Source organism: Bradyrhizobium sp. RD5-C2, assembly GCF_019972155.1.
Classification (GTDB): domain Bacteria; phylum Pseudomonadota; class Alphaproteobacteria; order Rhizobiales; family Xanthobacteraceae; genus Bradyrhizobium.
This window is the reverse complement of sequence record NZ_BOVL01000022.1, coordinates 233595-251136: the sequence shown is the minus strand read 5'-3', so window position 1 is coordinate 251136 and position 17542 is coordinate 233595. Positions and strand designations below refer to the sequence as shown.

Annotated in this window: 20 protein-coding genes, 1 pseudogene and 1 riboswitch; of the genes and pseudogenes, 12 read left to right on the top strand and 9 right to left on the bottom strand. The window is 66.0% G+C overall.

Annotated elements, in window-relative coordinates; all coding sequences use genetic code 11:
• Positions 1-125 precede the first annotated feature (125 nt).
• Positions 126-620: a VOC family protein gene (locus tag BraRD5C2_RS29915; protein WP_223974713.1), complete on the top strand. Its 495-nt coding sequence runs from the start codon at positions 126-128 to the stop codon at positions 618-620.
• A 152-nt stretch (positions 621-772) separates the two neighbouring features.
• Here BraRD5C2_RS29915 and BraRD5C2_RS29910 read toward each other — a convergent pair whose 3' ends face one another.
• On the bottom strand, positions 773-1273 hold the full coding sequence (locus BraRD5C2_RS29910) for a DUF2938 domain-containing protein (protein WP_223974712.1): 501 nt from the start codon (positions 1271-1273) through the stop codon (positions 773-775).
• On the bottom strand, positions 1266-2129 hold the full coding sequence (locus BraRD5C2_RS29905; RefSeq protein ID WP_223974710.1) for a class I SAM-dependent methyltransferase: 864 nt from the start codon (positions 2127-2129) through the stop codon (positions 1266-1268). Before BraRD5C2_RS29905 ends, BraRD5C2_RS29910 begins: the two co-directional genes overlap by 8 nt.
• A 95-nt stretch (positions 2130-2224) precedes the next feature.
• On the opposite strand from BraRD5C2_RS29905, the pseudogene BraRD5C2_RS29900 reads away from it, so the two are divergent.
• Positions 2225-2547: pseudogene (locus tag BraRD5C2_RS29900) on the top strand (MerR family DNA-binding transcriptional regulator).
• 20 nt (positions 2548-2567) lie between these two features.
• On the opposite strand, the gene BraRD5C2_RS29895 reads toward BraRD5C2_RS29900, so the two are convergent.
• From BraRD5C2_RS29895 to BraRD5C2_RS29885, 3 genes are all read right to left on the bottom strand, one after another.
• A complete protein-coding gene (locus BraRD5C2_RS29895) occupies positions 2568-3782 on the bottom strand; it encodes an MFS transporter (protein ID WP_223974708.1) in 1215 nt (404 codons plus the stop codon).
• A 174-nt stretch (positions 3783-3956) separates the two neighbouring features.
• Positions 3957-5201 carry an MFS transporter gene (locus BraRD5C2_RS29890; RefSeq protein WP_223974707.1) on the bottom strand — a complete coding sequence of 415 codons (1245 nt, stop codon included), beginning with the start codon at positions 5199-5201 and terminating at the stop codon, positions 3957-3959.
• 293 nt (positions 5202-5494) lie between these two features.
• Positions 5495-5992 carry a type II toxin-antitoxin system HicB family antitoxin gene (locus BraRD5C2_RS29885; protein WP_223974706.1) on the bottom strand — a complete coding sequence of 166 codons (498 nt, stop codon included), beginning with the start codon at positions 5990-5992 and terminating at the stop codon, positions 5495-5497.
• Positions 5993-6070: 78 nt separating this feature from the next.
• Here BraRD5C2_RS29885 and BraRD5C2_RS29880 point away from each other — a divergent pair, with 78 nt between their 5' ends.
• Positions 6071-6943 carry a protein-L-isoaspartate O-methyltransferase family protein gene (locus BraRD5C2_RS29880; protein ID WP_223974705.1) on the top strand — a complete coding sequence of 291 codons (873 nt, stop codon included), beginning with the start codon at positions 6071-6073 and terminating at the stop codon, positions 6941-6943.
• Here BraRD5C2_RS29880 and BraRD5C2_RS29875 read toward each other — a convergent pair.
• On the bottom strand, positions 6934-7623 hold the full coding sequence (locus tag BraRD5C2_RS29875) for a DUF938 domain-containing protein (RefSeq protein ID WP_223974704.1): 690 nt from the start codon (positions 7621-7623) through the stop codon (positions 6934-6936). The two genes, BraRD5C2_RS29880 and BraRD5C2_RS29875, sit on opposite strands and share 10 nt — an antisense overlap.
• A 230-nt stretch (positions 7624-7853) precedes the next feature.
• Between BraRD5C2_RS29875 and soxX the strand changes: the two genes are divergently transcribed.
• From soxX to BraRD5C2_RS29830, 9 genes are all read left to right on the top strand, one after another.
• Positions 7854-8144 (top strand): sulfur oxidation c-type cytochrome SoxX, encoded by a 291-nt coding sequence (gene soxX / locus BraRD5C2_RS29870; protein ID WP_223974983.1) that lies wholly within the window; start codon positions 7854-7856, stop codon positions 8142-8144.
• A 31-nt stretch (positions 8145-8175) separates the two neighbouring features.
• Positions 8176-8670, top strand: a complete 495-nt coding sequence (gene soxY / locus BraRD5C2_RS29865) for a thiosulfate oxidation carrier protein SoxY (protein ID WP_223974703.1) — start codon at positions 8176-8178, stop codon at positions 8668-8670.
• Between the two features lie 20 nt (positions 8671-8690).
• Complete coding sequence (soxZ, locus tag BraRD5C2_RS29860) at positions 8691-9002, top strand: thiosulfate oxidation carrier complex protein SoxZ (RefSeq protein ID WP_050419904.1); 312 nt, start codon at positions 8691-8693, stop codon at positions 9000-9002.
• Between the two features lie 110 nt (positions 9003-9112).
• Entirely contained in the window at positions 9113-9916 is an 804-nt protein-coding gene (gene soxA / locus BraRD5C2_RS29855) for a sulfur oxidation c-type cytochrome SoxA (protein WP_223974982.1), read from the top strand.
• Positions 9913-10227 (top strand): hypothetical protein, encoded by a 315-nt coding sequence (locus BraRD5C2_RS29850; RefSeq protein ID WP_223974702.1) that lies wholly within the window; start codon positions 9913-9915, stop codon positions 10225-10227. Before soxA ends, BraRD5C2_RS29850 begins: the two co-directional genes overlap by 4 nt.
• Before the next feature lie 36 nt (positions 10228-10263).
• Positions 10264-12012 carry a thiosulfohydrolase SoxB gene (gene soxB / locus BraRD5C2_RS29845; protein WP_223974701.1) on the top strand — a complete coding sequence of 583 codons (1749 nt, stop codon included), beginning with the start codon at positions 10264-10266 and terminating at the stop codon, positions 12010-12012.
• On the top strand, positions 12009-12464 hold the full coding sequence (locus BraRD5C2_RS29840) for a DsrE family protein (protein WP_223974700.1): 456 nt from the start codon (positions 12009-12011) through the stop codon (positions 12462-12464). The genes soxB and BraRD5C2_RS29840 overlap by 4 nt, the downstream gene beginning before the upstream one ends.
• 147 nt (positions 12465-12611) lie before the next feature.
• Positions 12612-13055, top strand: a complete 444-nt coding sequence (locus tag BraRD5C2_RS29835; RefSeq protein ID WP_223974698.1) for a DsrE family protein — start codon at positions 12612-12614, stop codon at positions 13053-13055.
• A gap of 274 nt (positions 13056-13329) precedes the next feature.
• Positions 13330-14370 (top strand): MBL fold metallo-hydrolase, encoded by a 1041-nt coding sequence (locus BraRD5C2_RS29830; RefSeq protein ID WP_223974696.1) that lies wholly within the window; start codon positions 13330-13332, stop codon positions 14368-14370.
• 100 nt (positions 14371-14470) lie between these two features.
• On the opposite strand, the gene BraRD5C2_RS29825 is transcribed toward BraRD5C2_RS29830, so the two are convergent.
• The 3 genes from BraRD5C2_RS29825 to BraRD5C2_RS29815 are packed head-to-tail and all read right to left on the bottom strand — an operon-like array spanning position 14471 to position 17120.
• Positions 14471-15265 carry an ABC transporter substrate-binding protein gene (locus BraRD5C2_RS29825; protein WP_223974694.1) on the bottom strand — a complete coding sequence of 265 codons (795 nt, stop codon included), beginning with the start codon at positions 15263-15265 and terminating at the stop codon, positions 14471-14473.
• A gap of 41 nt (positions 15266-15306) precedes the next feature.
• Positions 15307-16080, bottom strand: a complete 774-nt coding sequence (locus BraRD5C2_RS29820) for an ABC transporter ATP-binding protein (protein WP_223974692.1) — start codon at positions 16078-16080, stop codon at positions 15307-15309.
• Positions 16077-17120 carry a FecCD family ABC transporter permease gene (locus BraRD5C2_RS29815; RefSeq protein WP_223974690.1) on the bottom strand — a complete coding sequence of 348 codons (1044 nt, stop codon included), beginning with the start codon at positions 17118-17120 and terminating at the stop codon, positions 16077-16079. Before BraRD5C2_RS29815 ends, BraRD5C2_RS29820 begins: the two co-directional genes overlap by 4 nt.
• A gap of 112 nt (positions 17121-17232) precedes the next feature.
• Positions 17233-17430: riboswitch (cobalamin riboswitch) on the top strand.
• Positions 17431-17542: the final 112 nt, after the last annotated feature.

Genomic DNA, 17542 nt, shown 5'->3' with positions numbered 1-17542 from the left:
GCCGCGGCGCAGTTCGGAAACGCTGCGTTTCAGGATGGATTGCTCCGGCCCGGCAAATCCGGACTATATCAGGCGGCGAAGCCTTGCCCCTGACGGCAAGGCGTTGATGCCAACGGAGCCAGGTCATGCCGGAAAATCCACCCATCATCGCGGGCACGCGGATCGGGCATGTCCACCTCAAGGTCGCCGATCTCGAGCGCGCGCTCGGCTTCTATTGCGGCGTGATCGGCTTCGAGCTGCAGCAGCGCTTGGGGACGGACGCCGCCTTCATCTCGGCCGGCGGCTATCACCACCACATCGGCCTCAACACCTGGGAGAGCAAGGGCGGCCATCCGCCGCCGCCGGGCACGACGGGCCTGTTCCACACCGCCATCCTTTATCCGACCCGCCCGGCGCTCGCCGATGCGCTGCATCGGGTGCTGTCGGCCGGCATCCAGCTCGACGGCGCCAGCGACCACGGCGTCAGCCAGGCGCTCTACCTGCGCGATCCCGACGAGAACGGCGTCGAGCTCTATTGGGACCGCCCCGAAGCCGAATGGCCGCGCAGCGCCGACGGCAAGCTTTCGATGTTCACGCGCCGGCTGGACCTTGAGGACCTGTTGAGGCAGCGGGCGGCGTAATTCCGCAACGCGGATTGAATTGTAGCCCGGATGAGCGAAGCGACATCCGGAGGCTGGCGCAAGCCGACGGACGGGTCCCGGATATCGCGGAGCCTGTCATCGGGCGCGCGTTCGCGTGACCCGTTGGCTCATCCCGGCTACGGGTGCAGCAACTACAAACTCGCCAGACTGACGAGCCAGCCGGCCGCATAGAGGCCAACGCCGAACACCGCATGCGTCAGGAGGCTCTGCAGCCGCGCCGCCCATGGCTGCGGCGTTCGGCTCGCGGCGATGCCGGCGCCCATCGCGGGCTGCATCACCAGGAACGGTGCGGCCACGCTGCCGATCCCGACGATCAGCGCCGGAGCGATGCTGGGCTGCCGCGCCCAACCAAGCCCGAAGATCGCAAGCAGCACGCCGGCAAAGCCGATCCCGATCAGATAATGCGCAGCCCATCCGATCAGCCTTTCGCCCGCGACCTGCGGCGACGCAGCGATGCGGTCGTGGCGCAGGCTGCCGGATGCGAGATGGCCGAGCCAGCGGCCGACCAGGGCATAGTCCAGCGACGGGATGCCGAGCAGCCGTTTGCGGGCGATGCCCCAGACGTCCATCACGACCGTCGCGCCGGCGCCGATCAGCACCGCGCTTGTCGCAAATTCCACGGCGTCAGCCATGCGCAGCCTCCGCCGGTGCGCGCGCCGCGACCATCCAGCAGGCCGCGTTGAAGCGAATCTCGCTGCCGTGAATGTAGCGGTCGAAGGCACCGCGCACGGTCTCGATCACCTGCGTGCGACGCGGCTCTTCCATCCCGTGCAGCATCGTCCCGACCGGGCCGAGCCAGCTCACATAACGGGTCAGCTCCGATGCCGGAAAGCGCAAGGCGATATCGACCGGCTCGATCGCGATCGCGCCCCAGCCGCTGTCCTCCAGGATGCGCGCGACCCGCTCCCGGTCCGCGAAGCCGAACTGCCCCGGCGCATCGGGACGCCGCGCCGGAAGATCCGGCAGCAGCGGCTTCGCCGCCCGCTCCGCCGTCGTCATGAACGGGTTCTCGACCGCGCCGCGCCACGCGATGAAGCGAAGCGCCGCACCCGGCCGGGCCGCCCGCCGCAGATTGGCGAAGGCCAGCACCGGATCGGCAAAGAACATCACGCCGAGGCGTGAGATGATGATGTCGAAGCTCGCCGGCGCAAAGCTATGGGTCTGCGCGTCGGCGCAGATGAAGCCGGCAGGCAGCCCTTCCCGCGCCGCTCGGGCCCGGGCCGCCGCGATCATCGGCTCGGAGATGTCGATGCCGGTGCAATGCCCTTGCGGGCCGAGCACGCGAGCGACGGCGAACGTCGTGGCGCCCGTACCGCAGCCGACATCCAGCACATGGCCGGCCGCGGCATCGGCCACCGCCCGAACGAGCAGCTCCTCAAGCGGCTTGAACATCCGTTCGAGCACGTCGCGCGTCTCGACCCAGGCGCGTCCGGCAGCGCCGTTCCAAAGTTTGACCTGCTCGTCCTCGGCCTGCGGTGCGGCACTCATGATCTCGTCCTTTTGCTATTTGCCTGTCCTGATGCTTGCCTTAAGCAAGCGCCTGGCGGCACACTGCCAGTTCAAGTGAACTTGAGGTCAAGGCCATGCGGGACGTCGACATCGCGGAGGTGGCGCAATTATCCGGCGTTCGCGCCTCGACCCTGCGCTTCTACGAGGAAAAGGGGCTGATCGCCTCGCACGGCCGGCGCGGGCTGCGCCGACTGTTCGATCCGGCCGTGCTGGACCGGCTGGCGCTGATCGCACTCGGGCGCGCCGCCGGCTCAACGCGATGCGCGACGGCCTGCGCCACGCCGCCGTGTGTCCCGCGCCGAGCCACATGGAATGTCCGACCTTCCGACGCCTGCTGCGGGTCGCCGCGGCCGGGAAGATCGGTGAGAAGAAGAAGAAATCACGAAAGAAATCGTAGCCCCGGGTGAGCCAACGGGGCTACTTCCCCTTCGTCATGATCGCCGCCGCCGCGATCAGCTCCAGGCCGATGCAGCCATAGAACGGCAGCGTGTAGCTGCCCGAGAGATCGTGCAACAGCCCGATCACGCCGGGGCCGAAGGCGTAGGTGATCTGGTTGATCGCGGTGATCAGGCTGACCAGCACGCCGAACGCGCGCGGGTCGAACTCGCGTTGCACGATCAGCGCCGGCAGCGTGATCAGATTGCCGACCGAGAAGCCGAACAGCGCGCAGGCGGCGATCTGCGCGACGTCGTTGTGCACGTTGATGATGATGACGAGCGCGATCGCCTGGCTGATAAAGGACAGCGCCGACGCCAGCCGCTGGTTGAGCCGGTCGATCACGAACGAGAACGAGACACGGCCGACCACGGCCATCGCGGTCAACAGCGCCATCGCAACCGTGGCGCGCTCGCGGCCGATCACCTGATCGAGATACGCGATCAGATGCACGATGAATCCGACCTGGGCGAACAGCACCAGTGCGAAGGCAATCGACACCGAGAGGAAACGGATGTCGCGCAGGGCCCGGGCGCGCACCTGGGTCGCCGACGGCGCGTCAGTCGCCGCTGAAGTCACCGCGTGCAGATGCTCCGGCGGCCGCCCGACGAAGATCAGGATCACAGGCACCATCACCACGACGAGCGCCACCGCGGCTGCGATCATCGCGCCGGAGAAGCCGAAATAACCGATGCCGGCAACCAGCAGCGGCACGCCGACGATGCCGCCGAAGCTGGCGCCGTTCAGCGCCAGGCTGATCGCCATGCCGCGCTTCTTGTCGAACCACAGGCCGAGCGTATTGGTGATGATGCCGAGGCTGGTGCCGGCCCAGCCGAACGCCAGTAGCGCATCGGCGAGATAGAGCTGCCAGGGCTCGCGCACCTCGCCGATCGCGACCGCCGCAACCGCCATCGCGAGGGTGCCCGCGATCAGGCAGCTGCGCGCACCGAACGCCTTGATCGCCTCGCTGACGAAGGCAACCAGCGCGGCGCCGAACAGATAGAAGAAGGTCGTGCCCGACGAAATCAGCGACGCCGGCCAGCCGTGCAGTCGCTGCAGCTCGGCGACATAGACGCTCTGGCCGTAGAAGCCCAATCCCCAGCCGAAGGTCGCAAGCAGGAAGCAGACGACGACGATGCGCCAGCCCTCGTAGCCGAGCGCGGATTCGTCATGCAGCGTGGGTGATGATGCGTCCATTTCTTGCTCTTGCTTCTCACATCGTCAGGACCGGATTAATCCGTTCCCACGATGTGAGCAGCCTTGCAAGCCGGTCAATTCGAAACCGGTCGAAGTGTCAGCAATTGGCAGCAGGAGCATGATCCGGAAAAGTGCGAAGCGGTTTTCCGAAAAGGTCATGCTCAAACAACGAGATCAAAGACCGAGATCCGGGATCTCTTCCACCGCACGCAATTTCGCCCGCCGCCTGGCGAATGACGCCAGCGACAGCACGGCAAGCCCGAGCAGCACCGGCGGAAACACCACCATGTTGACGGCGTTCCAGCCGTAATGCGCGAGCAGCTGGCCCGACGAGAACGAGCCGATCGCCATCATGCCGAACACCAGGAAATCGTTGAACGCCTGCACCTTGTTGCGCTCCTGCGGCCGGTGCGTCTCCAGCACCAGCGCGGAGGCGCCGACAAACGCAAAATTCCAGCCGATCCCGAGCACGAACAGCGTGGCCCAGAAGTGCGGCGCCGTGATGCCGGACAACCCGATCATCGCGGCCACCGCCTCCAGCGCCAGCCCGAGCGCGACGATGACGGGAGCGCCGAAGCGGGCGATCAGCGAGCCCGTGAAGAAGCTCGGGCCGTACATCGCCACAATGTGCCACTGGATGCCGAAGTTGGAATCGCTGACCGACAATCCGCACATCTTCATGGCGAGCGGTGCCGAGGTCATCACCAGGTTCATCATCGGATAAGCGATCACGCCGCACAGCGCGGCGGCAATGAAGCGCGGCTGTTTTGCGATCTCGCGCAGCGGACGGCCGCCATGCAGATCCGCCGCCACCGGCTTCGGCGCGTCGACACCCGACAGCACCGCCATCGCCACCAGCGCGACCAGCGCCTGCATCACGAAGGAGAACGCGAACAGATAAGGCGGCCAGATGTCCATGGTCCATTGCACGAGCTGCGGTCCAAGCACGCCGGCGAACACGCCGCCCGCCATCACCCACGACACCGCCTTGGGCCGGAACGCAACGCTGGCGCCATCGGCGGCAGCAAAGCGATAGGACTGCGCGACGGCGCCATAGAGCCCGCCGAGGAAGGTCGCGCCGCAGAACAGCCAGAACGACGAGTGCAGGATCGCCCAGGCGCCGAGCGCACCGGTGAGCGTGCCGCAGAAGGTGCCGACGATGAAGGCGACGCGCCTTCCATAAGCGCGCGAGATCGCACCCGTCGGCAGCGTACCGGCGGCGAGCCCCAGCACATACATCGAGAGCGGCACCGTCGCGAGCGAGATGTCGGGCGCCAGCGTCGCGCCGACGATCGAGCCGGTGGCGAAGATCACGGCCGAATTGGCGCCGGTCAGCGCCTGCGCCGCCGCAAGCCGCCACACATTGCTGCGCGCCCGCGCGTCGTCGCTCGTTTCATCCGCAGCCGTCACGTCGATCATCTGAAGTCCCGCCTTGAAGCCCCGGCGGGAGCCTCCAATCGCGCGCACTATGGAGAGCAGGTGCAGGCCGATCAACCGGCGCAAACGGACGTAGGCCATGCGGGAGGCGCACGGTTGTTGGCCAGGTCGAACACCTACACTCCGGCGTCGTCCTGGCGAAGGCCAGGACCCATAACCACCGAGTCTTGTTGCGAGAGGGATCGCGGCCCCAGCTACGCGCTACAATCAGCATTTGGGGTAATGGGTCCTGGCTTTCGCCAGGACGACGTCACGCGTGTTGCATCGCGCGTCAACTACCGCGCGGGCTTCTTGCCCGGCCGCTTCTCGGCGCGCAGCGCGCCGGTCTTGTGCACCTTGGAGCGCGGCGCGATCGGGGCGCCGCGCGGATAACCGCCCGGCCATTCGAGCGCGAGCGAGCTCGCAAAGCCGAAGAAGCTCGAACGGCTCATGCCGAGCTCGGCGGCGCGCTTGTCGATGCGAGCGATCAGGCTTTTCGGCAAATAGACGTTGACGCGCTCGGACGGATCGGGCGGATCGACGCCGACCATGAAGAAGGCGGCGACGTCGGAGCCCTTGGGCGGCACGATCCGCTCGATCGGCGTCGGCTCCGGCAGCGCGTGGCCCTGCTCGACCCAGCCGTCCACTGCCTGTGCCAGCGCATGCTCGGCACGCTCGATCGCCTCTTCCTGCGACTTGCCGCCGGCGACGCAGCCGGGAAAGTCGGGAAACCACGCCCCGAACGCGCCGCGTGGACCGCGCTCCAGCACGGCCGGATAAAGCCGTCTCTTCATTCTGGCCTCCGTCGTTGAAGTATGCTATTTCACACACGTCAGTGTGTCAAATCGCATAACACAAGGCAGGGAGCAGTAATGGACCCGCAAGCCGAACTCCGCATCATACGAGCCGCCTATGCCAAGCAGATCATGGCCGCTGCCAACATCGTCGATGCGCGGGTGATGGAGGCCTTCGCCACCATTCCGCGTGAGGACTTCGTCGGCCCGGGACCATGGATGATACTGCGATGGTGGACCCGCGACTATGTGCCGACACCCGACGCCGATCCGGTCTATCTCTACACCAACGATCTGGTCGCGTTGCGGCCGGAGCGGCGGCTCAACAACGGCCAGCCGTCGCTGCACGCCTATCTCATGCACCAGGCCGCACCGGCCGCCGCCGAGCATGTGGTGCATATCGGTACCGGCACGGGCTACTACACGGCGCTCCTCGCGCACCTGGTCGGGCCGACCGGCCGCGTCACCGGGATCGAATACGACCTGGAGCTTGCCGCGCGCGCCCGCGCCAATCTCGTCCCTTATCCGAATGTCGAGATCATTGCGGGCGACGGCACGCTCACATCGTTCGATCCAGCCGACGTGATCTATGTCAATGCCGGCTGCACCCGGCCCGCCGCGCGATGGCTCGACGGGCTTGCCGACGGCGGCCGCCTGATCCTGCCGCTGACGTCGGATGAAGGATTCAAGGGCGGCGCGCCGGAGCAAGTGGCGCGATCCGGCGCGGTGTTCCGGGTCCGGCGCGAGGGCGCACAGTATCAAGCCACCTGGATCTCACCGGTCGCGATTATTCCCTGCGACGGCGGACGCGACGAGGCGTCTGAAAAGGCATTGGCCGAAGCCTTCGCCCGCGGCGGCCGGCAGAAGGTGACGCGGCTTTATCGCGATGCCGAGATTCCCGACGCGCGCTGCTGGCTGCGTGGCGACGGCTGGAGCCTGGCTTATGACTGAGCCGCGTCCTTCCGGACAAACGTCAAAATCATGTTGTTGGCCGGCATCTCGAAGGTCCCGTCAAGCTTGAGCCCGACGCTCTCCGCAAGCGTCTCGAGATCAGCGATATCGCGCACGCCCCATTCGGCGTCGCGGTCGCGCAACGACGTGTCGAACACCGCATTGCTGAGCGCGGTGTGCTTGCCGCCGCGCTTGAACGGGCCGTAGAGGAACAGCCGGCCGTCGGCACGCAGATGCCGCGCGGCGCCGGCGAACAGGCCCTCGGCGACACGCCACGGCGCGATGTGGATCACATTGGCGCAGAAGATCGCGAGCAGTTTGTCCAGACCTTTGCCGTCCGGTGGCGTCGGCGACCAGACCGGGTCGGACAGATCGATCGGCTGCGGTGGCTGGATGTTGCGAAGGGCGGCATGCGCGCGCCAGGCCTCGATGCTGCGCAGATGCGCGGCATGGAGGTCGCTCGGCCACCAAGTGATGTCGGGCGTCCGACCGGCGAAATAGACGACATGCTGGCCGGTGCCGCTGCCGGCCTCCAGCACGTCACCGGATTGGCCCGCAAGGTAGTCCTTCAGCACCGCCCAGATCGGCTGGTGATTGCGGTGGAACGCTGCTGCGTCGAGCCGCCCGTCCGCCTCGACCGGGCTGCCGTCCTTGCCGAACTCCACCACAAACTCCGCCACTACGCTTCTCCTCAAGGGCTCAACCACACAAACATGACAGGCGGACGGACCGCCACGCTTCCATTAACCCCGTCGCAACGCGCCTATTCTCCGAGTTGCCAGCGGATAGCCTTTGTGCTTTCCACTCTTTATATTGCGATGGGATCATCGAGATTGAAGCCCGGGAAACGTCCTTGATCGCCACTTTCTCCAAGCCAGCCCTTGTCCTGGCGCTGCTGGCCGGCACCGCCATGGCTGCGCCCGCGCAGGCCCAATCCGCCGCCGACGGCCAAAAGCTCGCCTTTGACCGCGGCAAGGGCAATTGCCTGACCTGCCATGTCATCAAGGGCGGCGAGCTGCCCGGCACGATCGGCCCCGAATTGACCGGCCTCAAGGCGAAATACAGCCGCGACGAGCTGATTGCGATCGTCACCGATGAGACCAAGCGCAACCCGCAGACGGTGATGCCGCCGTTCGGCCGAAACCGGATTTTGAGCGAGAAGGAAATCAGCGCGGTGGTGGACTTCCTGCAGACGCTGTGACGCTGCAACCGTCGCTTGAGGAGATTATTCGATGAGCATCACGACCAGCGAATTTCTTGGGAGCCGCCGCCTGGTGCTGAAGGGCGCGGGCGTGGCCGCACTGATCGGCCTTGGCGTCATTCCGTTCGGCGTGCCGCAGGCGCTCGCCGCCGCCAACGACAAATATCCGGAAGAGGCGTTCAAGCAGAAGAACGAGGCCGACGCGATCAAGGCGCTCTATGGCAAGACCGCCGAGCCCTCCGACAAGGTCAAGATGGACGCACCCGAGATCGCCGAGAACGGCGCTGTGGTGCCGATCTCCGCCACCACGACGCTATCAGATGTCACCTCGATCTCATTCCTGGTCAGCGAGAACCCGATCTCGCTGATCGCGACGTACAGGATTCCGGCCGGCACGCTGCCGAGCGTCGCCAACCGCATCAAGATGGCCAAGACCAGCAACGTCACCGTGATCGTTGAGGCCGGCGGCAAGCTCTACAGCGCCCAGAAAGAAATCAAGGTCACCGTCGGCGGCTGCGGCGGCTGAGCAATCAAGGGATAAACCAGATGGCATCGAGCATTCGCGTGCGCGCCACGTCAAACGGCGACACCACCGAGGTGCAGGCGCTGATCCAGCATCCGATGGATTCCGGCTTCGTCAAGGACGCCAAGGGCGAGATCATCCCGCCGCATTTCATCCAGGTGCTGACCTTCGAGTATGACGGCAAGCCGGTGTTCGTCGCCGACTGGGGCGGCGGCGTCTCCAAGGACCCCTATGTCAAGTTCGCCTTCAAGGGCGGCAAGAAGGGCGACGACCTGAAGGTCAGCTGGGTCGACAACAAGGGCGCGACCGACACCACCACGGCGAAGATTCAATGACGCGGCGCTTCGCAATTCGCGCTCTAGAGCGTTTTCGAGCGAAGTGGACGCCGGTTCGCGTGAAGAAAACGCGTCAGAACAAAATTTTAATCGCGACGCTGGCGCTCGGTATGCTGGCGCCGGCCGCGCGCGCAGCCGACAGCGTCGATCCCGCCGCCGACAAGGCCGCGTTCCAGAAATTCTTCACCAGCAAATTCCCCAAGCTGAAGCCCGAGGACTTCGTCAACGGTCCCTATTCGATGAATGAGGACCTGCACAAGCAGTGGGAAGAGAAGGAGCAGTTTCCGCCCTACGAGTTCTCGCTCGAGGCCGGCAAGGAAATGTTCTCGACGCCGTTCAAGAACGGCAAGACCTACGCCGACTGCTTCCCGAACCAGGGCATCGGTATCCGCCAGAACTATCCTTATTTTGACGAGAAGGAAGGCAAGGTCGTCACGCTCGAGCTGGCGCTCAACCGCTGCCGCGAAGCCAATGGCGAGGCGCCGTTCTCCTATGTGAAGGACGACATGGCGGCGCTCACCGCCTACATGGCCTTCACCTCGCGCGGCAAGCCGATGGACATCAAGATCCCGAACGATCCGCGTGCGCTGGAGGCCTATCAGAAGGGCAAGGAGTATTTCTACACCCGCCGCGGCCAGCTCAATTTCTCCTGCGCCACCTGCCATATCCAGAGCCCGGGCGAGCGCATCCGCGCCGAGGTACTGGCGCCGGCGCTCGGCATCCTGAACGCGATGCCGATCTACCGCTCGGAATGGTCGGGCATGGGCACCACGAGCCGCCGCTTCACCACCTGCAACAGCCAGATCCGCGGCGTGCCGCTCAATCCGCAGGACGACGAGTACCGCAACCTCGAATATTATTTGTCCTATGTCAGCAATGGCCTGCCGATTTCGGGACCGGGAGCACGGCCATGAGCACGGTCATGCGAGCCATCTTCGCGGCATCGGCCCTGCTGGTTGCGACTGCGACCACCGCCCTCGCCGCCTCCGAGGCCGACTACAAGGCGGCCTATGCCGCGGCCGAGGCCGCCAACAAGGAAGCGGGCAGTCTGCGCAACCAGTGGACCACGACGGCTTCAACGCTCGCCGCCGCAAAAAAGGCCGGTGAGGCTGGTGATTTCGACACCGCAGTCGCCCAGGCCAAGGAGGCCGAGGCGCTGGCAAAGGCATCGATCTTCCAGGCCACCAGCGAAAAGGAACGCTGGAAGGACATGGAAGTTCGCTAAAGGCGCGCAGGCCACGGGGGCCGCGCGGAGAGAGTGATGATCATCCGCCGCCGGGATTTCCTGAGAGCTTCGGCCGCCGCAACGCTCGTGGCCGGCGTGCCTCGCCTCGCGCGCAGCGCCGATACCGCCAGCGTCTACGACCTCGAACGCTTCGGCAACGCCCGCATCCTGCACATGACCGACACGCATGCGCAGCTGAAGCCGGTGTTGTTTCGCGAGCCCGGCGTCAATATCGGCGTCGGCGCGATGGCCGGCCAGCCGCCGCATCTGGTCGGCAAGGCGTTCCTCGACCGCTTCGGCATCCGGCCCGACAGCGCCGACGCCTATGCCTTTACCTGCGTCGAGTTCGAGAAGGCCGCCGTCCGCTTCGGCCGGCTCGGCGGCTTTGCCCATCTGAAGACGCTGGTCGACAAGCTGCGCGCCGATGTCGGCGAAAAGCGCTCGATCCTGCTCGACGGCGGCGACCTCTGGCAGGGCACCGGGCTCGCCAACGCCATGAACGGCGCCGACATGGTGGAGGTTGCCAATCTGCTCGGCATCGAGGCGATGACCGGGCACTGGGAATTCACCTATGGCGAGCAGGTGCTGCGCGACAATCTCTCCCGCTTCAAGGGCGAGTTCCTGGCGCAGAACGTGTTCCTGACCGAGGAGGCCGCGTTCAACGACGCCAAGGCGTTCGATCCGGCCTCGGGGCGGGTGTTCAAGCCGTCTGTCATCAAGGAGATCGGCGGCCATCGCGTCGCGATCATCGGCCAGGCCTTTCCTTATGTGCCGATCGCGCACCCCAAGCGCTTCACGCCGGACTGGAAGTTCGGCATCCGCGACGAGGAGCTGCAAAAGCTGGTCGACGGCCATCGCAACAACGACAAGGTCGAGGCGGTGATCCTGCTGTCGCATAACGGCATGGACGTCGACCTCAAGCTCGCGAGCCGCGTCACCGGGATCGACGTCATCCTCGGCGGCCACACCCATGACGCGATCCCGATCCCGATCACGGTGACCAATGCCGGCGGCGTCACGCTGGTGACCAATGCCGGCTCCAACGGCAAGTTCATCGGCGTGCTCGATCTCGACCTCACGAAGGGCAAGGTCGCCAATGTTCGCTATCGCCTGCTGCCGGTGTTCGCCGAGCTGCTGAAGCCCGATCCCGCGATGCAGGCGTTGATCGACAAGATGCGCGATCCGCATTCCGACGAGTGGAGCGACAAGCTCGGTACGGCCGACCGCCTGCTCTACCGCCGCGGTAATTTCTCCGGCACCGTCGACCAGCTGATCTGCGATGCGCTGGTGAACGAGCTCAACGCCGAGATCGCGCTGTCGCCCGGCTTCCGCTGGGGCCTCACCACGCTGGCCGGCCAGCCGCTGACCATGGAAGATGTGCTGTCGGAAACCGCGATCACCTATCCCGAGACCTACGTTGCCACGATGACCGGCGGCCAGATCAAGGATGTGCTGGAAGACGTCTGCGACAACCTCTTCAACGTCGATCCCTATTATCAGCAGGGCGGCGACATGGTTCGCGTCGGCGGCCTTGCCTACACCTGCACGCCTGGCGAGACCGTCGGCAAGCGCATCTCCGAGCTGAAGCTCGGCAACGGCAAGCATCTCGAAGCCGGCAAGCATTACAAGGTCGCGGGCTGGGCCTCGGTCAACCAGCAGAACGGCGCGCCGATCTGGGATGTGGTGGCCAGGCATCTGCGCTCCGGCCGGCCGCCGAACCGCGACGAACCCGGCGTGACGCTGAAAGGCGTCGAGGACAACCCAGGCATCGCGAGGCACGGATGAGGTGGCGCGCGCTCATCGCCGCGCTCGGCCTTGCGACGGTCGCGCTGGCAATACCGCCGGCCCGCGCCCAGCTCGCGCCGTTGCAGGACAAGCCGTTCGCCGAACACAAGGTCGTGCTGCAGCTCTCCGACAACGATCCGAAGAAGCAGGGCCTCGTCCTCAGCGTCGCCAGCAATCTGATGAAGCATTACGACCCCGACAAGGTCGCGGTCGAGATCGTCGCCTTCGGCCCGGGCATCGACCTGCTCAGGCCCGACAATGCCAACCGCAAGCTGGTCGAGAGCCTGGTCGCGCAGGGCGCGCGGGTCGACATCTGCCTCAACACCGTCGACACCATCGAGCGCGACACCGGCAAACGGCCCGATTACATCGCAGCCGCCACCCCCGTGCAGGTCGGCGTCGCACAGATTTTGCTTCTCACCGAGAACGGATACACGCTGGTCCGTCCTTAACTCCCGCCGTCATTGCGAGCGAAGCGAAGCAATCCATGCTTTGTCGCAGGGACAGAATGAATTGCTTCGTCGCTTCGCTCCCGCGCGCAAACGCTTCGCGCAGACAATGACGGGATGAGAGCGGCACTCACATTGAGAGATCTTCCCATGCTTCACCGTCTCGCCGCCGCCGCCGTGCTTTCGCTCGCCTTCGCTGCGAGCGCACTCGCCGCCGACAAGCCGCACCATATCGCGATCCAGGTCGACCAGAACGACCCGCAGATCATGAATCTCGCGCTCAACAACGCGACCAACGTGATCGAATATTACCGAGCCAGGAACGAGGACGTGGAGATCGACATCGTCACCTACGGTCCCGGCCTCAACATGCTGCGCAGCGATACCTCGCCGGTGCAGGACCGCATCAGGCGACTCAAGGATCTCGTCTTCCCCGGCAAGATCCAGTTCTCCGCCTGCAACAACACCAGGCAGGGCATGGAGAAGGCCGAAGGCCACGCGATCGCCGTCGTCCCGGACGCCACCATCGTACCGTCGGGGGTGGTCCATTTGATGGACCTGCAGGAGCAGGGCTGGAGTTACGTGAGGCCGTAGGCGTCCGCGCCCATCCAGAACCGTCACCCTGAGGAGCCGCGAAGCGGCGTCTCGAAGGATGCACGGCCCCATTGCCTCCGCGCGCCAACACTCCTCTCGGAAAGAGCCGGGCCGCCGACCCTTCGAGACGCCGCTTCGCGGCTCCTCAGTGTGACGGTGATGGATTGGGGGTGACGGGACCGGATTACTCCGGGGGATGGATTTGCTTTGAATCCACCCCATCTATGGAATAATATCCTCCTCACGACTCGACCCGGAGAACAGGTAAGCCGTCATGATCTTTCGCCAGCTGTTCGACAGCGTGTCCGGCACCTACAGCTATCTGCTCGCCAGCCGCGCCGGCGGTGAGGCGCTGATCCTCGATCCGGTGCTGGAAAAGGCCGACCGCTATTGCAAGCTGCTGCAGGAACTCGACCTCCGGCTGGTCAAGGCGGTCGATACGCATCTCCACGCCGATCACGTCACCGGTCTCGGCGAGCTGCGTGACCGCACCCAGTGCATCACCATCATGGGCGAGCAGAGCAAGGCCGACGTGGTCTCGATGCGCGTCTCCGACGGCGACAGGGTGACGATCGAAGGCCTCTGCCTCGAGGCCCTGTACACGCCGGGCCACACCGACGATTCCTACAGCTATCTGATGGGCGACCGCGTCTTCACCGGCGACACGCTGTTGATCCGCGGCACCGGCCGCACCGATTTCCAGAACGGCAGCGCGCGGGCACAGTATGATTCGATCTTCAACCGGCTGCTGAAGCTGCCCGAGGAAACCATGGTGTTCCCCGCGCACGACTACAAGGGCGACACCGTCTCCACCATCGGCGAGGAGAAGCGCTACAATCCGCGGCTGCAGGTGAAATCGATCGACGACTATGTCGAGCTGATGAACAACCTCAATTTGCCGAACCCGAAGCTGATGGACGTCGTGCTGCCCGCCAACATGCATGTCGGCCTGCACCAGGACGAGCTGGCCAAGGAAGGCCTCTCGCTTAGCGCGCGCGACGCCATCGCGAGCCTCGGCCGGCCCGATATCCTGCTGGTGGATTTGCGCGAGAGCGGCGAGCGGGCCAAGCACGGCACGCTCGAAGGCGCGCTGCACGCGCCCTATCCCGGGATTTGCGCCACCTTGCAGCCCGGCGGCATGCTGCGCGAAGTCGCGGCCGCGACCGGCCGCCGCGTCGTGTTCTTCTGCGCCTTCGGCGAACGCTCCGCGATGGCGGTGGCGGCCGCGAAGAAGGCGGGGTTGGCGAACACTGCCCATATCGAAGGCGGCATCGACGCGTGGAAGAAGGCCGGCGGGCCGGTGGTAATGGGGTAGGTTTCTCCCCGTCATTGCGAGCGAAGCGAAGCAATCCATCTCTCCGCTTGCTGCGGCATGGATTGCTTCGTCGCTGTCGCTCCTCGCAATGACGGTGTACCTACCGCGTCACCCGCTTGAGCTCCGCCGTCAACCGATCCAGCGCATCGGCCAGCATCACGCCGCCACACACGGTGAGCCGCTCCGGCAGCACGATCCGCTTGCTCTCCGGATAGAAGCGCTCCAGCGCCGGATGCAGCAGGAAGGCGCGGCCCTCATCCTCGGCGCGGTCGCCGGCCTCCGACACCAGGATGAAATCCGGCCGCAGTTTTACGATGGCCTCCAGCGAAGCAAATCCGCCCGCGCTGAAGCCGAGTTCGCCGGCCGCGTTGATCAGGCCGGTTGCCGCCAGCAGCGAGCTGATCAGGTTGCTCTCGCCGGAGACAAAGCCGCGGCGCTCCACCGGCAGCACCCGATAGTGATGACCATCAGCCGCCGCCCGCGCCCGCGCGATCGCCGCGTCAAGTCGCGCGATCTCGGCCTGCGCCCGATCCGGATGCTGCACCACTTCGCCCATCGCGCGGATCTGGTCCCTCACCTCGTCCAGCGTGCGCGGCACCGTGAACTCGACGAGGTGCAGCCCGTTGGCCTTCAAAAGATCGCGCGTCGCGCGCTTGTCGAACAGGCTGACCACGACAAGGTCGGGCTTGAGCAACAACACGTCCTCAGCCCCGCCCGACAGGCGCGGATAGTTTCGCGCTTGCTCGGCGGCCCAGGATTGCCAGGCATCGCGCGAAAAGCGGCTCAGCCCGAGGACCTGGTCCGGATCGGCCAGCGACAGCACGAGCTGGTCGCTGCACACATTCATCGAGATGATGCTCGGTCCGGCCGCCAAGGCGGCGGCACACGACATCATCCATGCCGCCGCGGCCAAAGCTGCGAGACGCCGCGCACCCATCACACGTCCGCCCACGGCACGATGACGGCCTCGCGCTGAAATTCGGCGCGATAGGCGCTGACCCGGAACACGCTCGCGAGGACCGCTTCGGACAATGCCTCGTCCGGCGCGCCTTGCGCGGCCAGCCGGCCGTCCGACAGCACCAGCACATGATCGGCAAAGCGCGCGGCGAGCCCGAGATCGTGAGTCACCACGATGACCAGCACGCCAGTGTCGGCGACGTTGCGCAGCTTCTGCATCACGTCGATCTGGTGGCGCGGATCGAGCGAGGCGGTCGGCTCGTCGGCGAGGATCACCGGCGCCTCCACCGCCAGCACGCGGGCCAGCGCGACGCGGCTGCGCTCGCCGCCGGAGAGCTCGGTGACGCTGCGATCGCCGAATTCGGTGACGTCGACCGCCTGCATCGCCCGCACCACCGCCTCGATATCCTTCGGCAACAGTCGCGCCGGATCGGTCGCGCCATGCGGATAGCGGCCGAGCGCGACGATATCGCGCGCCGGCAGCGGCCAGTGCACCATGTGCCCCTGTGGCAAATAGGCGAAACGTTTTGCCCGTTCGCGCAGCGGCAGCGACGCCAGCGCGTCGCCGCCGATCCTGATGTCGCCATCGGATGGAATTAGTCCAGCGAGCGCGCGCAGCAGCGTGGTCTTGCCGGCGCCGTTGGGGCCAACCAGCGCGACCAGATGGCCGGCCTCCAGCGACAGCGAAACATCGTGCAGCACCTTGCGGCTGCCGAGCGAGGCATTGAGCGCGGTGGCGGCGAGCAGCGTCATGCCACGCCTCCGCCCAGCGCGCGGCGTTCGCGCATGATCAGATACAGGAAGAACGGCACGCCGATGATCGAGGTCAGCACGCCGACCTTGATGTCCGAGGTCGAGGGGATGATGCGCACCGCGATATCGGCGGCGAGCAGCAGCGCCGAACCGGTGAGCGCGCTCGGCACCAGTAGCCGCGCCGGATCGTGACCGATCAGGGGGCGCATCAGGTGCGGTGCGACGAGACCGATGAAGCCGATCGTGCCCGTGACGGCGACAGCACCGCCGACGCCGAGCGCAACGCCCGTGATCACGAGCAACCTTAGCCGCCCGACATCGACGCCGAGGCTCTGCGCCGCCTCCTCGCCGAGCGTCAGCGCGCGGAACGCGCTCGCCTGGCTGAGCAGGACGGCAGCACCCGCGATGATGAAGGGCAGCGCCAGCGCCACGTGCTGGAAGCTGCGGTCCTCCAGCGAGCCGAGCAGCCAGAATGCGATCTCCAGCACCACGAACGGATTGCTGGAGAGGTTCATCACCAGCGCGGTTGCAGCTCCCGCAAAGCTCGAGATCGCAAGCCCGGCGAGAATCAGGATCAGCAGCCCGGCATTGCGGCCGGCGATCGCGAGCAGCGCGAACACCGAGCCGAACGCGGCGATGATCGCCACCACCGGCAGCGCGTAGGACCGCACATCGGCGAGGTCCAGCGCGATCACCAGCACCGCGCCGAATGCCGCCGATTGCGGCGCGCCGAACAGTGACGGCGAGGCCAGCGGATTGCGCAGCAGTCCCTGCAGCGCCGCGCCCGATAGCCCGAGAATACCGCCGATCGCGAATGCCAGAATGGTGCGCGGCAGCCGGATCTCGCGCACGATCACCTGCGCCACGTCGCTGCCGCCGCCGCACAGCGCCTCGATCACCGCGAGCGGCGACAGCCGCACCGGCCCGATGCCGAGCGAGAACACCAGCAGCAGGACCACGAGCGCGAGCAGCGCCGCGGTGGCGCTCCACCGGCGCCGCGCCGCGACCTCGGCCGCCAAGGTAAAATCCTGCACGCTCATTGGATCCATGCTCTTACAGCGATCGCCGTGGCAGGCAAGCGACACCCACCAAAAACCGTAGCCGCGCGACCGCTGCCCGACGTCCGCCGGGTTGACATTGCTGCCGGGCCGAACCCTAGATGAACATGACGGTTCTTTTATGAGATGAAAAGGGAATGCGGTGCGGGGAAACTTCCCCAATGCCGCGGCTGCCCCCGCAACTGTATGCGGTGAATCCTTCGTCACAGGCCACTGGGAATCTCGGTCCTGGGAAGGCGACGAAGGGTAACGACCCGCGAGCCAGGAGACCTGCCGTCAGCCGTGGTCACACGCGAAGATGCCGGTCGGGGAGTACAGGCATGAGCTTCACCTGACGCGAGCGCGCATGGTGAGACTGGTTCGCGGTGACGTGCCACTGACGTTACCGAGGTCTCGCTCATGTT

What these genes read in the sequence shown, in the direction of transcription:
- soxA (WP_223974982.1), top strand. Translation starts at nt 9,113, where the DNA reads ATGCTGGCGCCGGCCGCGCGCGCAGCCGACAGCGTCGATCCCGCCGCC.
- BraRD5C2_RS29885 (WP_223974706.1), bottom strand. Translation starts at nt 5,992, where the DNA reads ATGAAGAGACGGCTTTATCCGGCCGTGCTGGAGCGCGGTCCACGCGGC.
- BraRD5C2_RS29890 (WP_223974707.1), bottom strand. Translation starts at nt 5,201, where the DNA reads ATGATCGACGTGACGGCTGCGGATGAAACGAGCGACGACGCGCGGGCG.
- BraRD5C2_RS29895 (WP_223974708.1), bottom strand. Translation starts at nt 3,782, where the DNA reads ATGGACGCATCATCACCCACGCTGCATGACGAATCCGCGCTCGGCTAC.
- BraRD5C2_RS29850 (WP_223974702.1), top strand. Translation starts at nt 9,913, where the DNA reads ATGAGCACGGTCATGCGAGCCATCTTCGCGGCATCGGCCCTGCTGGTT.
- BraRD5C2_RS29840 (WP_223974700.1), top strand. Translation starts at nt 12,009, where the DNA reads ATGAGGTGGCGCGCGCTCATCGCCGCGCTCGGCCTTGCGACGGTCGCG.
- BraRD5C2_RS29830 (WP_223974696.1), top strand. Translation starts at nt 13,330, where the DNA reads ATGATCTTTCGCCAGCTGTTCGACAGCGTGTCCGGCACCTACAGCTAT.
- soxZ (WP_050419904.1), top strand. Translation starts at nt 8,691, where the DNA reads ATGGCATCGAGCATTCGCGTGCGCGCCACGTCAAACGGCGACACCACC.
- BraRD5C2_RS29905 (WP_223974710.1), bottom strand. Translation starts at nt 2,129, where the DNA reads ATGAGTGCCGCACCGCAGGCCGAGGACGAGCAGGTCAAACTTTGGAAC.
- BraRD5C2_RS29880 (WP_223974705.1), top strand. Translation starts at nt 6,071, where the DNA reads ATGGACCCGCAAGCCGAACTCCGCATCATACGAGCCGCCTATGCCAAG.
- BraRD5C2_RS29835 (WP_223974698.1), top strand. Translation starts at nt 12,612, where the DNA reads ATGCTTCACCGTCTCGCCGCCGCCGCCGTGCTTTCGCTCGCCTTCGCT.
- BraRD5C2_RS29915 (WP_223974713.1), top strand. Translation starts at nt 126, where the DNA reads ATGCCGGAAAATCCACCCATCATCGCGGGCACGCGGATCGGGCATGTC.
- BraRD5C2_RS29820 (WP_223974692.1), bottom strand. Translation starts at nt 16,080, where the DNA reads ATGACGCTGCTCGCCGCCACCGCGCTCAATGCCTCGCTCGGCAGCCGC.
- soxX (WP_223974983.1), top strand. Translation starts at nt 7,854, where the DNA reads ATGGCTGCGCCCGCGCAGGCCCAATCCGCCGCCGACGGCCAAAAGCTC.
- BraRD5C2_RS29910 (WP_223974712.1), bottom strand. Translation starts at nt 1,273, where the DNA reads ATGGCTGACGCCGTGGAATTTGCGACAAGCGCGGTGCTGATCGGCGCC.
- BraRD5C2_RS29825 (WP_223974694.1), bottom strand. Translation starts at nt 15,265, where the DNA reads ATGATGTCGTGTGCCGCCGCCTTGGCGGCCGGACCGAGCATCATCTCG.
- soxB (WP_223974701.1), top strand. Translation starts at nt 10,264, where the DNA reads ATGATCATCCGCCGCCGGGATTTCCTGAGAGCTTCGGCCGCCGCAACG.
- BraRD5C2_RS29815 (WP_223974690.1), bottom strand. Translation starts at nt 17,120, where the DNA reads ATGAGCGTGCAGGATTTTACCTTGGCGGCCGAGGTCGCGGCGCGGCGC.
- soxY (WP_223974703.1), top strand. Translation starts at nt 8,176, where the DNA reads ATGAGCATCACGACCAGCGAATTTCTTGGGAGCCGCCGCCTGGTGCTG.